General features: G+C 61.2%; 15 protein-coding genes. 13 read left to right on the forward strand and 2 right to left on the reverse strand.

What is annotated here, in order from left to right:
• Positions 1-3: 3 nt before the first annotated feature.
• The gene (gene greB / locus KO538_RS05000; RefSeq protein WP_099377931.1) at positions 4-570 is read right to left on the reverse strand and encodes a transcription elongation factor GreB; all 567 of its coding nucleotides are present in this window, start codon (positions 568-570) and stop codon (positions 4-6) included.
• A 115-nt stretch (positions 571-685) separates the two neighbouring features.
• Between greB and KO538_RS05005 the strand changes: the two genes are divergently transcribed.
• The 13 genes from KO538_RS05005 to KO538_RS05065 all read left to right on the forward strand — a co-directional run bounded on the left by KO538_RS05005 (position 686) and on the right by KO538_RS05065 (position 14,547).
• Positions 686-1,273: a membrane protein gene (locus KO538_RS05005; protein ID WP_034753995.1), complete on the forward strand. Its 588-nt coding sequence runs from the start codon at positions 686-688 to the stop codon at positions 1,271-1,273.
• Between the two features lie 17 nt (positions 1,274-1,290).
• Complete coding sequence (locus KO538_RS05010; protein WP_257620156.1) at positions 1,291-2,793, forward strand: sensor histidine kinase; 1,503 nt, start codon at positions 1,291-1,293, stop codon at positions 2,791-2,793.
• 30 nt (positions 2,794-2,823) lie between these two features.
• The gene (locus KO538_RS05015; RefSeq protein WP_034753998.1) at positions 2,824-3,471 is read left to right on the forward strand and encodes a response regulator transcription factor; all 648 of its coding nucleotides are present in this window, start codon (positions 2,824-2,826) and stop codon (positions 3,469-3,471) included.
• Positions 3,472-3,669: 198 nt separating this feature from the next.
• A complete protein-coding gene (locus tag KO538_RS05020; protein ID WP_070303640.1) occupies positions 3,670-5,241 on the forward strand; it encodes a diguanylate cyclase in 1,572 nt (523 codons plus the stop codon).
• A 285-nt stretch (positions 5,242-5,526) separates the two neighbouring features.
• Positions 5,527-6,120 (forward strand): PEP-CTERM sorting domain-containing protein, encoded by a 594-nt coding sequence (locus KO538_RS05025; protein ID WP_219327623.1) that lies wholly within the window; start codon positions 5,527-5,529, stop codon positions 6,118-6,120.
• A gap of 482 nt (positions 6,121-6,602) precedes the next feature.
• Positions 6,603-8,087 (forward strand): flagellin, encoded by a 1,485-nt coding sequence (locus KO538_RS05030; protein WP_072455362.1) that lies wholly within the window; start codon positions 6,603-6,605, stop codon positions 8,085-8,087.
• 84 nt (positions 8,088-8,171) lie between these two features.
• Positions 8,172-8,537, forward strand: coding sequence for a flagellar protein FlaG (locus tag KO538_RS05035; protein WP_070303638.1), 366 nt, complete (start codon positions 8,172-8,174; stop codon positions 8,535-8,537).
• Positions 8,538-8,770: 233 nt separating this feature from the next.
• Positions 8,771-11,449 carry a flagellar filament capping protein FliD gene (gene fliD, locus KO538_RS05040; RefSeq protein WP_252867337.1) on the forward strand — a complete coding sequence of 893 codons (2,679 nt, stop codon included), beginning with the start codon at positions 8,771-8,773 and terminating at the stop codon, positions 11,447-11,449.
• Positions 11,450-11,471: 22 nt separating this feature from the next.
• Positions 11,472-11,918, forward strand: a complete 447-nt coding sequence (gene fliS / locus KO538_RS05045; RefSeq protein WP_034754008.1) for a flagellar export chaperone FliS — start codon at positions 11,472-11,474, stop codon at positions 11,916-11,918.
• A gap of 3 nt (positions 11,919-11,921) precedes the next feature.
• Positions 11,922-12,248, forward strand: a complete 327-nt coding sequence (locus KO538_RS05050; RefSeq protein ID WP_070303636.1) for a flagellar protein FliT — start codon at positions 11,922-11,924, stop codon at positions 12,246-12,248.
• 26 nt (positions 12,249-12,274) lie between these two features.
• On the forward strand, positions 12,275-13,456 hold the full coding sequence (locus KO538_RS05055; RefSeq protein ID WP_219327624.1) for a flagellar hook-length control protein FliK: 1,182 nt from the start codon (positions 12,275-12,277) through the stop codon (positions 13,454-13,456).
• Complete coding sequence (locus tag KO538_RS05060) at positions 13,449-13,775, forward strand: EscU/YscU/HrcU family type III secretion system export apparatus switch protein (protein WP_034754014.1); 327 nt, start codon at positions 13,449-13,451, stop codon at positions 13,773-13,775. Before KO538_RS05055 ends, KO538_RS05060 begins: the two co-directional genes overlap by 8 nt.
• A gap of 25 nt (positions 13,776-13,800) precedes the next feature.
• Entirely contained in the window at positions 13,801-14,547 is a 747-nt protein-coding gene (locus KO538_RS05065) for a flagellar brake protein (protein WP_080698661.1), read from the forward strand.
• A gap of 139 nt (positions 14,548-14,686) precedes the next feature.
• Here KO538_RS05065 and fliE read toward each other — a convergent pair whose 3' ends face one another.
• The gene (gene fliE / locus KO538_RS05070; protein WP_254798560.1) at positions 14,687-14,989 is read right to left on the reverse strand and encodes a flagellar hook-basal body complex protein FliE; all 303 of its coding nucleotides are present in this window, start codon (positions 14,987-14,989) and stop codon (positions 14,687-14,689) included.
• Positions 14,990-15,230: the final 241 nt, after the last annotated feature.

Genomic DNA, 15,230 nt, shown 5'->3' on the forward strand with positions numbered 1-15,230 from the left:
ACTTCAAGCTTCCCCCGGTGCCGGATACGTCACTTCCAGCAACTCCAGTTCCTGCTCGCCCAGCGGCGTGGTGAGGGTGATCACGTCGCCTTCGCGCGCCTTGGTGATGGTGCGGGCCATGGGCGAGACCCAGCTGATCTTGCCGTTCAGGGGATCGAACTCGTCGATGCCGACGATGGTGATGGTGTGCGTTTCGCCGTCGCTGGTGCGGTAGGTTACCGTGGCGCCGAAAAACACCTGGTCGTTGCCATGGTGCACGCTGGGGTCGACGATGGCGGCCAGGTCCATGCGCTTGGTGAGGAAGCGGATGCGGCGGTCGATTTCGCGCAGGCGGCGTTTGCCGTAGATATAGTCGCCATTTTCCGAACGGTCGCCGTTTGACGCCGCCCAATGGACGATGCGCACCACTTCCGGACGGTCGACGTCGATCAGCTGCAGCAGCTCTTCCTTGATGCGCTGGTAACCGGCCGGCGTGATGTAGTTCTTGGCGCCGGCGGGAATGGCCAGCGCCAGCGCGGCCGCTTCTTCATCGTCGTCGTTGTCGGATTCTTTTACAAAGGCTTTATTCATCTGTCTATTGTAGCCCCGCCAGGGAGCCGCGGGCACACGGGATACGGGGGCAAGCGGGCTTTTTTGACGTATCATCGTGGCAATCGCGGCAAACCTGCGCCGCACACGGAGACGGATGAAAAAATTCTACAGAGTCAGGCGCTGGCTGTTCGCGCCGCTGGTCTACCTGGCCGCCATCTTCCTGCTGATCGAGGAATGGCTGTGGGCGACCGGGGCCCGCATCATGCAGGTGATCGCGCAATTTCCGCCCCTGCATGCGCTCGAAGCGTGGATCAAGCGCCTGCCGCCGTACTGGGCGCTGGCCATCTTCGTGCTGCCGGCCGTGCTGCTGTTCCCCGTCAAGCTGCTGGCCCTGCTGGCAATCGCGCGCGGCCATGCGTTTTCCGGCATCGGCGTGATCGTCATCGCCAAGCTGGGCGGCGCGGCCGCCGTCGCGCGCCTGTACAGCCTGACGCGCCCTACCCTGTTGAGTTTGCCATGGTTTGCGCGCTGGCATGGCTTGTTCATGGAAACCAAGGACCGCTGGATCGCCCGCCTGCGCGCCACGCGTCCATGGCGCCGAGTCAGCCGGCTGTCGGCCGCGCTGGGCCGCGCCCGCCGTGCCTGGTGGCAGCGCTTGCGCAAAGGTACGCCAGGACGCCATAATTCCCGCCCGGCCAGGGTCCTGCGCCGCTTCGCCGCCTTCTGGCGCGCCCGCCGCTGATGAAGAAAGCCAACTCCATGCACGACACTCCCCGGCTGGCCCCCGCCATGCGCGCGGCGGCGCCGGAAATCTACCTGTACGACGCGGCCAGCTTGCAATTGCTGGACGCCAACGATGCCGCCTGCGACAACTTGCAGTACGCACGCAAGGAATTGCTGGCGATGACACCCTTCACGCTGGCGCCGCAGCTCGATGCGCAGCAACTGGCCGCCGTGCTGGCTACCCTGGACGACAGCATCGGCGCGCAAGCCCGGCTGCACGTGCAGCAGCGCCGCCGCGACGGCAGCCTGTATTCGCTCAGCCTGCAGTTGTCGCGCGCCCACCGCCACGGCCGCGCCCTGCTGCTGGCCGAAGGCGAAGACTTGCGCACGCCGCAGGCGACGGCCGCCGCGCTGGCGCAGGTGCAGTCGCGCTTCAACGCCATCGTCTCGAATACGCCGGGCCTCGTGTACCAGTTCTGCCTGCATGCGGATGGACGGGCTTCCTTTGCCTACCTGAGCGACGGCTGCCAGGCCCTGCTGGGCCTGAGCCCGGCACTGCTGCACGCGCGCCCGGAACTGTTTTACCAGTTGATCCTCGCCGACGACCGCGCCTCGTATCTGGAATCGATGCAGACGTCGAAGGCGGCCTTGTGGAGCTGGAACTGGGAAGGCCGCATCTGGATCGACGCCTGGAAGGACGTCAAATGGATCAACCTGCGCTCCACGCCGCGCGCGCTGGCCGACGGCACGGTGCAGTGGGAAGGCATCATGACGAATATCACGGAAAGCCGGCTCGAACAGATTGAAGTGCGCCAGTCGCGCGCCCGCCTGGCCGAGCTGACTGCGCATATCGACAAGGTCAAGGAACACGAACGCACGCGCCTGGCGCGCGAACTGCACGATGACCTGGGCGGCAACTTGACGGCCATCAAGATGGCGCTGGCCATGCTGGCGCGCCGCCTGCCACCCGACGATACCCAGCTGCAGGAAAAGGCCGACTATGTCGACGCCCTGGTCGACCGCAGCATCGACGCCGTGCACCGCATTTCGCTGGACTTGCGCCCGTCCATGCTGGACCTGGGCCTGGTCGCCGCGCTGGACTGGCAAGTCAAGGAATTCGCGCGCCAGGCAGGCATCGAATGCCAGTTCATTTCGAACCGCCAGCACATCGACCTCGAGCTGGACCAGGCGACGAGCCTGTTCCGCATCGCCCAGGAAGCGCTGACGAATATCGCCAAGCATGCGCAGGCGAGCAAGGTCAGCGTGCGCCTGGCCCGGCAGCGCCAGCATATCAGCCTGTCGATCGCCGACAATGGCGTCGGCATGCGCCTGTCCGACCGCGCCAAGCCGCAGTCGTTCGGCATCCGCGGCATGGCCGAACGGGCCAGCGCGCTGGGCGGTACCTTGAGCCTGATGGATGGGCCGGATGGCGGCACCATCCTGAGCATAAAAATCCGGCTGACCACGGCGCCAGAGGCGATAATAGCGGCTGCAGCCAGTGCGCCAGCGCACAGCGGGCCGCCGCCAGACGCGGCCTAGTGGGTGAATCAGATAGGAAACAACGCAGTCATGAAAGAAAAAGCCACCATCCGGGTATTCATCGCCGACGATCATGCGATCGTGCGCGAAGGCTTGAAGCAAATCCTCGCCGATACGAAGGACATCATCGTGGCCGGCGAAGCCGAAAATGGCCACGACGCCATCAAGCTGTTCCGTGGCTCGAAATGCCAGGTATTGCTGCTCGACATATCCCTGCCCGACCGCAGCGGCATCGAGGTACTCAAGCAGATCAAGAAGGAAAAGCCGGAACTGGCCGTGCTGATGCTGTCCATGCACCGCGAGGACCAATACGCCATCCGTTCGCTCAAGGCGGGCGCGGCCGGCTACCTGACGAAACAGAGCGCGCCGCGCGAGCTGGTCACGGCCATCCGCCAGGTGGCGCAGGGCTTGAAATACATCAGCGCCTCGCTGGCGCAGGAACTGGCCAACACGGTGGGCGAAGACCACGAAACGGCCTTGCACGACACCTTGTCGGACCGCGAATACCAGACCCTGGTGATGATTGCCTCGGGCAAGGCCGTGGGCGCCATCGCCGAAGAGCTCAAATTGTCCGTGAAAACCGTCAGCGAATACCGCGCCCGCTTGCTGGTCAAGATGAAACTCAAGAATAGCGCGGAACTGACACATTACGCGATCCGCAACCAGCTGGTGGATTGACGGCAAAGCGGCATGCCCGCTGGCATCGGGCGAATTGACAGGACTTCTCCTTGCTTCTCGCACAATAAGTTCTTTGCCAACTCGCATATCATGGGGATAATGAGAAATATCTGAAAAGGCTGTGCCTACATGTCCAGTAAATTGCCATCTTCACCAGCAAGCGCTCCCGCTGGCGCCACGAATACCGCCGCCGCGGCGATGAACCCGGCCGATATCGCCCGCGAAGCGTTTCGCCGCCTGGCCACGCGCCGCATCGCCCCCACGCCGAGCGCCTACCGCGATATCTACAATGAAATCGCCGGCATCAGCGAACCGGCGGACAGCCCTGCGGCGCCTGGTGCCGTGCTGGCCGCCAGCGCACCGACGGAGAGCGGCGCGGAAAACGTCCTGACGCAATTTGCCGCCAAGATGAGCGAATCGGCGGGCGAACTGGGCGACTTTGGCAAGCGTTTCCAGCGCGCACTGAAAGCGCGCGACTGGGACAGCTATGCGCGCACCCTGGCGCAGCTGGCGGAGAAACAGGTCAAGAAAGGCGGCGGCATCGAATTGCCGCCCTTGCCGGACGGCGAACAGACGCGCACCCTGCGTGAATTGCTCAGCCGTACCTTGGGCTTTGCCGTCGCCACCTTGCTGACGGGCACGCCCGCGCTGGTGGAAGAGGCCGAATCGCTGGGCGCGGCCATCAAGCAAGCCCATACGGAAGAAGCGCTGAACGAAGCGGCCCTGCGCCTGAAACAGCTGTGCTACCAGATCGAATTGAAAAGCGGCGACACGGCCGAGCAGCAGGAATTGCTGCTGCGCCTGTTCAAGCTGCTGCTCGACAACGTCAGCCAGTTGCTCGACGACGACAGCTGGCTACGCGGCCAGGTCGATGCCGTGCAAAACCTGATCGCTGGCCCGCTCGACCAGCGCGCGCTGGAAGACGCCACGCGCAGCCTGAAGGAAGTCATCTACAAGCAAAGCCAGCTCAAGCACAGCCTGTCCGACGTCAAGCTGACGGTCAAGAACATGATGATGACCTTCATCGACCGCCTGGGCCAAGTGGCGGCCAGTACGGGCGACTTCCATGAAAAGATCGGCGGCTATTCGGAAAAGATCAGCCAGGCGGAAAATATCAGCGAACTGAACAGCGTTCTCGACGAAGTCCTGCGCGAAACGCGCATGGTGCAGAACGAGGCCTTGCGCGCACGTGACAAGATGGTACTGGCGCGCCAGGAAGTGCAGGATGCCGAGCAACGCATCCACACCCTGGAAGCGAAACTCCAGCATATGAGCGAACTGGTGCGGGAAGATCAGCTGACGGGCAGCCTGAACCGCCGTGGCCTGGACGACGTGTTCGAACGCGAGACGGCCCGTTCCGACCGCCGCGGCACGCCGCTGTGCATCGCCATGCTGGACCTCGACGACTTCAAGCGCCTGAACGATACCTACGGCCACCTGGCCGGAGATGCCGCCTTGAAACACCTGGTGAAGATCGTCAAGGAAACCCTGCGCTCGATGGACGTCATCGCCCGCTTCGGCGGCGAGGAATTCCTCATCCTGCTGCCGGAAACCACGGTCGAGGCGGCCTCGTCGACGATGACGCGCCTGCAGCGCGAGCTGACCCGGCATTTCTTCCTGCACGACAACGAAAAGGTCTTGATCACCTTCTCCGCCGGCGTCGCCCTGCGCCTGCCCAACGAAGACCAGGCCGAGCTGGTCAAGCGCGCCGACCGCGCCATGTACCAGGCCAAGCAGACGGGCAAGAACCGGGTGGTGGTGGCGGAGTGAACCCATGTGGTGCGAAGCAACACACAGCACCTCAATCACTTTGCCTCGGGGCATTACCGAAAAAAAATCACTCGGCGAATTACTAAAAAATTAACCTGGATCGTTTTAATGACTTAATTGGCAATGTAACATGGTTGTGTGCTTTTTTTTAAGAAAAGGCTACACACACCAGTTATGCCAATAATTTTATTAAATCAACCTTTCAGGGCATGCCATATGAAAAGAAGTCCACTTAAGTGCATTAAAAATATATCCTCAAATACCTTATTCGCGCTCGCAATCTTCATGGCTGCAATCATGCCTGCGGTCTCCCAGGCGGCTGTCAAAGAAATTTCCATCACAAGCAGCCAGCACCTATCAACTTTTTACAATACCCGCAACGGCAACACAAACACCTTAGATAGAGGTGAAGTAGGGGCTATTTTTGGCGAAGGATATAGCCGCCTGTATGAAAAGTTCATCTTGCCAGCCTATGATCCCTCCGTCACGCTGACATCGGGGCTTTTATGGACACCGATAACTGCCCGTAGCATGGAGGTTTATCTTACCGATGGAACCTGGGTATCCTTTAATTACTATACCGCTCCGAATCCCATCGGGGGATTGGTAGCAAAGACAGCAACCAATATAAGCCAAAAAAAACCCATTGACCTGACAGAATATCTGAACAAGGCTTATAAAAATGGTACGCCTGTGGGATTCATGATGAAATCCTCTATAGAAGGACAAAACTGGACTGACTTCACCGGTTTTCCATCTGGCGCTCAAACATTGTCCCTGACATTTACCTCCGCAGTTCCCGAACCCGAAACTTATGCCATGTTACTCACAGGTTTAGGCTTGATGGGTTTCATTGTTCGACGTAAACGGAAATCGTGAACACAACAACTGGCGAATAATATGCTATCGCTTGTCGGGCACGAACGATCCGTCCGCCATATGACCTCACCAAAAAGTCCTGATCCACTTTTTCCTCGCCTATCCTGGCTCCTGCCAACGAGGGCGAGGATGCTGGCCGCCTGAGTCCGTCCGGCCTACGCCATGCCGTCCCGCTGCCCAGCTGGACGGCAACTTCATGGCAAAACCAATAACACCCCCCTGCCTCCAGCACGCCGCCAGCATGCGCACCATATAAAAATAAAATTATTTTCACCCTAAAGTTTCCAAAAAGCATGTCGTCTAGCGCGCGGCCTGCGACAAACTGAAGGGCTAAAAATTAAAATTTAAAGCACTTTTCGCCATAAATTTTCCCGCAGAGCAACCGTTACCCTAAACAACAGCGGCTTGATTGTCCCGGAACAGCGGGGCAGGCCAAAGTGACTAGCACATAGCGCAATGTAGTACCTGTCTGGAGAATTAACATGGCTGCAGTAATTAACACCAACATCGCTTCCCTGAACTCGCAACGCAACCTGGGCTCCTCGCAAGCATCCCTGAGCACCTCGCTGCAACGCTTGTCCTCTGGCTTGCGCATCAACAGCGCCAAGGATGATGCTGCTGGTCTGGCGATTTCCGACCGTATGACGTCGCAAATCCGCGGCATGACCCAAGCAACCCGCAATGCAAACGACGGCGTCTCGCTGGCCCAAACGGCCGAAGGTGCACTGTCGAGCTCGGGCGACATCCTGCAACGTATCCGCGAACTGGCCGTACAGTCGTCGAACTCGACCAACTCGTCGAGCGACCGCCAGGCGCTGCAAACCGAGGTGACGCAGCTGAACTCGGAACTGAACCGTATCGCCACGACCACCTCGTTCAACGGCCAGGCACTGCTCGATGGCACCATGGGTACGGCCAACTTCCAGGTCGGCGCCGATGCGAACCAGCTGATTTCCGCCAACGGCGCGAACTTCCTGACGAACACATATGGCAACAACCGCGTTGAAAACAACGCTGTTGCAGCCAAACTGACCACGACCAACGTCGTTGCAGCCAAAGATGTCACCGTCAACGGCAAGCTGGGTACCGACAAGTACACCACCGTTGCAGGCGACACCGCCAAATCGATCGCTGCCGCATTGAATGCCAAAACGGCAAGCACCGGCGTCACCGCCACGGCAAAAACCGAAGCCAACCTGGGCTTGGGTGCGGAATCGTACTCGTTCAAATTGAACGGCGATAATTCTGCACCTGCTGATGCCGTGACTGTTTCGTTCACCGTCACCGGCGCCGCCAACCAGGCTGCCGACTTTGCCGCCGGCATCAACGCGATCAATGCACAAACCGCCAAAACGGGCATCACGGCAAGTTTTGACGCCAAAAATCCTGGCATCAAGCTGAGTAATGCCAATGGTGCCGACATCCAGGTGACGAATGGCGCCACGGCTGCTGTCAAGCTGGACGTCAAAACCTACAACTTGGATAACACGTTGTCGGCGGCTGCTGATACCAAAGGTGCAGCTGCAGTTGGTATCGCCAACGGCAGCGTGACGTTCGATTCGGACAGCAGCTTCTCCGTGACCGATGCGGGTTCCGGCCTGGGCCTGGGTGCGGCGGCCGCTGGAACCACGAATGCTGGTTCGCAGCTGAAATCGGTTGCATCGCTGGACGTCACGACGTTTGCGGGCGCGCAATTGGCCCTGAAGATCACCGATGCGGCACTGTCGACGGTCAACAGCCAACGCGCCCAGTACGGTGCTTTGCAATCGCGCTTCTCCTCGGCGATTTCGAACCTGCAATCGACGACGGAAAACCTGTCCGCATCGCGCAGCCGCATCGTCGATACCGACTTCGCAGCAGAAACGGCCAGCCTGACCCGCGGCCAGATCCTGCAACAAGCTGGTACCGCCATGCTGGCGCAAGCAAACTCGCTGCCTAACGGCGTGCTGAGCCTGCTGCGCGGCTAATCTTCGATTAGTCTCGTCACATCGCCAGACCCAGGTTCCCCTGCCGGATTTTTTCGGCAGGGGAATTTTCACTAGGAGAGCACCATGACTATAGACACGATATCAGCCGCCTCGGCCAGCCGGATCGAGAAGAGTTACACTCCGGCAGACATCGCGCCGGCGCGTGCCGCGGCATCTCGCAGCACCACTGACGCCGTGACAACGCAGCAAAATGAGCAGGAACCCAGCCGCGCCCAATTGGACCAGGCGGTATCGGAACTGAACCAGTCGTCACAAATCAAGACCCAGGGCCTGGAATTTTCCGTCGATGAGGACAGCCAGCGCACAGTCGTCATGGTGATCGACCAGGAAACCAAGGAAGTCTTGCGGCAGATCCCGACCAAGGAAGCCCTGGCGCTGGCCAAGGCCTTTGAGTCAGCCAAAGGCGCGCTCATCAGCCAAAGCGCCTGACGGATGCCATGCAAAACCGTCCGCGCTGCCATGTTTCGCCATGCATCAGCACGACACCGGGGTCCGCCAGCCAGCCTGCCGGCCCCCGCATTCTTATTACCACAAGAGCAACCCTTTACGCACACCAGGCCGCTTTTTTCCCCGAAATGAAAACAGCGCGGTAAATCCCCCTCTCAAGTCCTGATTGATTCTGCCGATAACAGCTTATATTAGTGTTTTCCTAGGAGCATGCAGTGGCCATCACACCAACCTTATCCTCTCCGGGCATCGGCAATAGCATGCTGGACGTCAATGCCATCATCGAGAAGCTGATGACGGCTGAGTCGGCGCCGCTGAATCTCTACGACAAGAAAACGGCTTCCTACCAGGCCAAGCTCAGCGCCCTGGGTACACTGGGCGGTTCGATCAGCACCTTCCAGAGCTCGCTGTCGTCACTGACCAACTCGAACAATTTTCGCGCCGTCAGCGCCACGCCATCGGATCCGCTGGTGCTGTCCGCCAGCGCTGGCGCCAAGGCCGTGGCCGGCACTTACAATATCAATGTCTCGCAGCTGGCGCAGGCGCAGACCCTGACGTCAGGTGGCATGGCCAGCAAGCTGTCGACCATCGGCCTGGGCGCCAAGACGACGATTTCCTTCCAGCTCGGCTCGGCAAGCGGCGGCACCTTTGGCACCAAAGGCACGGCCCTGAGCGGCAGCACACTGCTGAACGGCGTGAGCAACGGTTCGCTGAGCCTCAACGGCACGGCCATCCCGACGGACGCCAGCACGAAAAGCGCACGCGCGCTGGCCGATGCCATCAATGCCAAGAGCAGCACCACGGGCGTCACGGCGACAGCCCAGCCAGCAAGCAGTGATGCCGCCATGTTCGGCACGTATGGCAATGTCGCCACCAGCGGCGCGGGCAGCAGCTATTCCCTGTCCGTTGGCGGCATTGAAATCGTCTCGCAAGGCGAGAACGTGGCCGCCGGCGCCGGTATCACCGCCGCCAGCCTCGATGCGAAGCTGGAAGGGCCGAATGCCGTCTCGAATGCGCTGGCCGCAGCCAATATCACGGTCACGGGCAAGGCTGCCGATGGCACCTTGCAATTTACGCGCGCCGATGGCTCCAACATCAATATTGAAGAGGTCGTCACGGGTGGCGTCAGCGGTGGCATCGGCAAGGCAGCGGGCGCAAGCAACGATGGCTCGAATGTGACAATTGCCAGCGCCATCACCCTGACATCGGGCAATGCCAGCCCCATCATCATCGCTGGCAGCAATCCGGCCGCGGCCGGCCTGACGGCGGGCACCGTCGGCAGCTACATGGGTGCCGGCTTTACCCAGGATGCGACGCAGGCAACGGGGTCGGTCGTCATTGATTCGACAAACAATACCTTGCAAGGCATCCGCGACGCCATCAACAACGCCGGTCTGGGCGTCACGGCCAGCATCGTTTCCGACGGCACGGATAAACCGTTCCACCTGGTGCTCAGCTCAAGCAAGACGGGCGCCAATTCGGCCATGAAAATCTCGCTGAGCGGCAGTGACGGCCAGCCTGCGGACAGTGCCCTGGAATCCTTGCTGGCCTACGACGTTGGCGGCGCGCAGAATCTGAAGCAGAACAGCGCGGCACAGAACACCATGTTCAGTGTTAACGGCATTCCCATCACCAGCAGCTCGAACAGCGTCGATACGGCAATCGAAGGCATTACCCTGAACATCGCCAAGGTCGGCAGCAGCAGCCTGTCCGTTGCCAAAGATACCACCACCGTCAAGACCAGCATCAACTCCTTCGTCAAGGCATACAACGAACTGAACACGGCGATCGGTAAAATGACGGCGTACAATCCTGACACCAAGACTGGCGGCGTGCTGCTGGGCGACTCGACCGTGCAATCGATCCAGAGCCAGCTGCGCCGACAGCTGGGCGCGCCGATCACCGGCTTGAACAGCACTATGAGTACCCTCAGCCAGGTGGGTATTTCTTTCCAGAAAGACGGCAGCCTGGCGCTGGATTCCAGCAAGCTCGACAAGGCCATCAGTGCCAATTTCAGCGATATCGCTGGCCTGTTCTCGGCCATCGGCAAGACCAGCGACAGCAACGTCTCCTTTACCAGCTCGACGGCGGCAACCAAGCCCGGCACGTATGAACTGAGCATCACCACCATGGCCAGCCAGGGTTCGCTCACCTCGACCGGCGTGCTGGGCGCCAGCACGACCATCGCCAGCGATACCACCTGGAACGTGACCCTGAACGATACGGATCCTTCATCCGCCAAGAACACGGCCCAGGTGACGATACCGGCCGGCACCTACACACCGGCCCAGCTGGCGGCGCTGGTGCAATCGTCGATCAATGGCGTGAAAGCCTTCTCGGACAATGGCGCCACCGTGTCCGCTTCGATCGATGGCACGGGCAAGCTGGTGCTGGCCTCGAGCCGCTATGGTTCCGTGTCGAACCTGGCCCTGAGCAACGGCACGGGAACCACCATTGAAACCTTGTTTGGCACGGCCAAGCCCGTCAAGGGCGCCGACGTGGCTGGCACCCTGGGCGGACAACCGGTCATCGGCTCCGGTCAGACGCTGACGGGCGCGCCCGGTTCATCGTCGGAAGGCTTGAAAATCGAGGTAACTGGCGGCACGATCGGCCCGCGCGGCACCGTCAGCTTCTCGCAAGGCTATGCCTACCAGCTGAACAATCTGGCCACCTCCTTCCTGGGGACGGACGGCATGATCACCGGCCGCACGAATGGCATCAACGAAACCCTGAAATCGGTGGCGGCGCAGCGCGACAAGTTCAGCGAAAAACTGACCGCCATCGAAGCGCGCTATCGCGCCCAGTTCTCGCGCCTCGACGTGTCGCTGAGTGCCATGCAGACTACGCAGACCTATCTGACCCAGCAGCTGGCCGCCATCGCCGCCAACCGTTAAGCGCTATCATCAGGAGAATTACATGTTTGGAACCCAACAACGCGGCGTCAACGCCTATGCCAAGGTCGGCCTGGAGACGGGCATCGTCTCGGCCTCGCCGCACAAGCTGATCGTGATGCTGTACGACGGCGCCCTGGTGGCAGTGCTCAGCGCACAGATGCACATGAAATCGGGCAATGTGCCGGAAAAAGGCAAGTCCATCTCGAAAGCCATCCAGATCATCGACAATGGCTTGCGCGCCAGCCTGGACAAGGACGCTGGCGGCCAGATCGCCGAAGGCCTCGACGCCCTGTATGAATACATGAGCGCGCGCCTGCTGATGGCCAACCTGAAAAACGACATCAGCCTGTTGGAAGAAGTGCAGCGCCTGCTGACCGACTTGCGCGAAACCTGGAACGCCATCGGCGCCACGCCGGCCGCCATTCCCGGCGCCGATTTGAAACGTATGCCCAGCCTTGCGAGCGCCTGACCCATGATGACCAATCAAGAAGTATTGACCACCTACGAAGCCATGCAGACCCTGACGGGCCGGATGGTGACCGCCGCCAGCAATGCCGACTGGGACGAGCTCGAAGCGCTGGAACAGCAAGTGAGCGCGCATGTGGCCGCGCTGAAGGCGAATGAAGAAAAAGTCGTGCTGGAAAGCGCCGGCCGCCAGCGCAAGGTCGCCCTGATCAAGCAGATCCTCGAAGACGACCGCAAGATCCGCGATTTGACCATGCCGTGGATGGCCCACTTGTCCAAGCTGATCAACAGCACCGGCACCGAGCGGCGCCTGGCCAACGCCTACGGCGTCTAAACGCCCACGGGGCAAGGTCAGCTATCATGTTGCCGAAGATGGATGCGATCGGCATGACGCCCCTGACCCCGGTCAAGGGCACGCGGGCGGCCGACAGTGTCGCCGACCCACGCCAGGCGGAGTTCCAGCGCTCGCTGCAGGGACTGATCGGCAAATCCATGCAGGGACAGGTGCTGGCCCGCATGGGCGACGGCAGCTTCCTCGTGCGCGTGGCCGGCACGCCGGCCCGCATGCAGCTGCCCGCCGGCGCCCAGCCTGGCACGGAAATCCCGCTGACCCTGATCGGCATCAATCCCCGCCCCTCTTTTCAAATCGGCAATAACCGCGACCAGCCCGCCAGCGCCCTGCTGACATATGCGGACGCGGAAGCCGAGCCGGAAGCAGCCGACCTGCGCGGCCCCCAGGCCGGTGCCGCCCAGGCGGGCACCCGCGCCAGCAGCACGGCCGCCACCCTGCTCAGCCGTGCACCCCTGACACCCGCCAATCTGCTGCCCGCCCTGGCCGGCGACACGCCCGCGCCAGAGCTGAGCACCACCGCGCGCGCCATCAGCACGGTGCTCAGCCAGGCCGAAAGCGTGCCCGGCGCACCCCTGTCGCTGGTCGGCAAGACGCCGCTGATGGCCACGCCGGGCGCCGCTCCGGCCCAGGTGGCCCAGAACCTGCGCGATGCCGTCGGCAGCAGCGGCCTGTTCTATGAATCGCACGTGGCCGAATGGGCCGAAGGCAAGCGGCCGCTGGCCTCGCTGCTGCTGGAGCCGCAAATGCAGAAGGCGGCACAGGGCGACATGGCCAGAACGGGCACCGACCTCGCTTCGGCGCAACTGATCAATTTGCAGCTGCATACGCACGAACAGGCGCGCGTGCAGTGGCAGGGCGAAGCCTGGCCCGGCCAGAAGATGCAGTGGGATATCAGCAAGGATGCGCCGGAAGGACAGCAGCACGAAGGACGCGATGGCGACGAGGAAGCGACGGCTTGGCGCAGCAATGTGCGCTTCCAGTTCCCCCTTCTGGGCGACCTGGCCGCGCATGTGGTCCTGCAGGGCGGCCGCGTATCCATCCAGTTGCAGGCGGGCAGCGAAGGCAGCGCCGACACCTTGCGCCAGCATGCGGCGCGGCTGGAAGCGTCGCTCGATGCGGCCGGCTGGCCATTGTCGTCGCTGACGATCGCCGGCAAGCCGGAGGCGGCGGCTGGAGAAGACGATGCTTGACGACAGCAGACGCAAGGTGCCGCAGACGGCCGTCGCGCTGGCCTATCAGAGCGGCACGCCGGCGCCCAAGGTGGTGGCCAAGGGCAGCGGCCTGATCGCGGACCAGATCATCAGCACGGCGCGCGAACACGGCGTCTTCGTGCATGAATCGAAGGAATTGGTGGCGCTGCTGATGGATGTCGACCTGGACCGCCAGATTCCGCCCGGCCTGTATCGGGCGATTGCGGAACTGCTGGCCTGGTTATATCATATTGAATCTGCGAATGGCGGGCCGATCCCGCCGCCGCCCGACACCAGCGTCAACCTCACCGATACATAGACAGGCATCAATGCAAGCACATATTATGGATTCCGGTCTCGAAAACTGGCATGATTTTGAAGTGGAATCGCGGCGGGAAATCATCGCCTTGCTGCGCGGCATCAGCGAAAAAAACCAGCTGATCCGCATGCTGATCCACGGTGAATCCGATGTGTGCGTCACGTCCATCCTGGAAGTCGATGCCGACCATAACACCGTCATCCTCGACCGTTCCGTGAACGCCGACCAGAACCGGCGCATGCTGGCCGCCACGGGCATTTCGTTTGAAACCTCGCTCGACAAGATCCGCATCCTGTTTGCCAGCGCCCAGGTGGAAGAGTGTAATTACGGCGGCACGCCCGCCTTGAAAATTGCCATTCCAGAAACACTGATCCGTTTGCAGCGGCGCGAGTACTACCGCATGACGACGCCCGTGAGCAATCCCGTGCGCGTCTCGATTCCCCTGCCGCCCTCGCTCGGTGGCGCCGATACCCTGTTCCCGCTGGCCGACATCAGCTGCGGCGGCATCGCCATCCTCGACAATAAACTGATGCTGGGCGAGACCATCGGCAGGGACTATCCGGGCTGCCGCATCGACTTGCCCGACGTCGGCATCGTCACCGCGACTTTGCAAATTCGCAATTCGCTGGACATGACCCTGCTGAACAACAAACTGAACCGCCGCCTCGGCTGCCAGTTCGTCGACCTGCCGCGCAGCATGCTGGCGCACGTGCAGCGCTACATCACGCGACTGGAGCGCGAGCGCAATGCGCGCATGGCTGGATTGGGGTAAGGCAGAATTGAAGGCCACCAAACGTCCCGCCAAAGCGTAGCGAGCGGCGATGATTTGCGGCCGAGACGCGCAGCTGTACTGAAGTACAGCGAGCATCGCAGGCCGCAAAGGGCGCCGCGCAATAGCTTTGGTGCGACGTTTATACCTGCATGTTCATGATCTCGTGATACGCAGAAACCAACTTGTTTCTCACCTGCACTGTCGCCTGGAATTCGATGCTCGACTTTTGCATCGCTACCATCACGTCCGACAGGCTGACCTTTTCGTCGCCCATGGTAAAGCGCTGGCCCAGCGCCGACGAAGCCTTTTGCGCGCCGCTCACGGAGTCGAGCGCGCTCTTGAAGGCATCGGCAAAATTCACCTTCGCCGCCGGCATCTCGGTCTGGATCGCCGGTATTTTCGCCTCCGGCCGCGTGGCCGCCGACTTCAGTTGCGCGATCATCGCCTCGATCCTGCTGCTATCGATACCGCCTGTTTTCACTTTGCCTCCCGATTCTGGTCTGCTTCATATCTGTTCCATGCCTGTTGCACCCAGAGAACAAAACCCTGGCTTGCAAGGCAACGACGGGTACAATAACTTCCGTCACATGTTGCCAGGGTTCCACAATACCAGCGCCAACGCCAGCCGCTCGGCCGAGCAGGCGGCAAAAGCGCCTTCTATTTGGACGATTGAAGCGCGTGAC

Source organism: Janthinobacterium sp. NKUCC08_JDC (assembly GCF_019345575.1).
GTDB classification, from domain to species: Bacteria; Pseudomonadota; Gammaproteobacteria; order Burkholderiales; family Burkholderiaceae_D; genus Janthinobacterium; species Janthinobacterium aestuarii.

Coding starts and splice junctions, on each gene's coding strand:
- KO538_RS05055 (WP_219327624.1), top strand. CDS start 12,275: ATGTTGCCGAAGATGGATGCGATCGGCATGACGCCCCTGACCCCGGTC.
- greB (WP_099377931.1), bottom strand. CDS start 570: ATGAATAAAGCCTTTGTAAAAGAATCCGACAACGACGACGATGAAGAA.
- KO538_RS05035 (WP_070303638.1), top strand. CDS start 8,172: ATGACTATAGACACGATATCAGCCGCCTCGGCCAGCCGGATCGAGAAG.
- KO538_RS05030 (WP_072455362.1), top strand. CDS start 6,603: ATGGCTGCAGTAATTAACACCAACATCGCTTCCCTGAACTCGCAACGC.
- KO538_RS05010 (WP_257620156.1), top strand. CDS start 1,291: ATGCACGACACTCCCCGGCTGGCCCCCGCCATGCGCGCGGCGGCGCCG.
- KO538_RS05015 (WP_034753998.1), top strand. CDS start 2,824: ATGAAAGAAAAAGCCACCATCCGGGTATTCATCGCCGACGATCATGCG.
- KO538_RS05050 (WP_070303636.1), top strand. CDS start 11,922: ATGATGACCAATCAAGAAGTATTGACCACCTACGAAGCCATGCAGACC.
- KO538_RS05020 (WP_070303640.1), top strand. CDS start 3,670: ATGAACCCGGCCGATATCGCCCGCGAAGCGTTTCGCCGCCTGGCCACG.
- KO538_RS05065 (WP_080698661.1), top strand. CDS start 13,801: ATGGATTCCGGTCTCGAAAACTGGCATGATTTTGAAGTGGAATCGCGG.
- KO538_RS05060 (WP_034754014.1), top strand. CDS start 13,449: ATGCTTGACGACAGCAGACGCAAGGTGCCGCAGACGGCCGTCGCGCTG.
- fliS (WP_034754008.1), top strand. CDS start 11,472: ATGTTTGGAACCCAACAACGCGGCGTCAACGCCTATGCCAAGGTCGGC.
- KO538_RS05005 (WP_034753995.1), top strand. CDS start 686: ATGAAAAAATTCTACAGAGTCAGGCGCTGGCTGTTCGCGCCGCTGGTC.
- fliE (WP_254798560.1), bottom strand. CDS start 14,989: ATGATCGCGCAACTGAAGTCGGCGGCCACGCGGCCGGAGGCGAAAATA.
- KO538_RS05025 (WP_219327623.1), top strand. CDS start 5,527: ATGGCTGCAATCATGCCTGCGGTCTCCCAGGCGGCTGTCAAAGAAATT.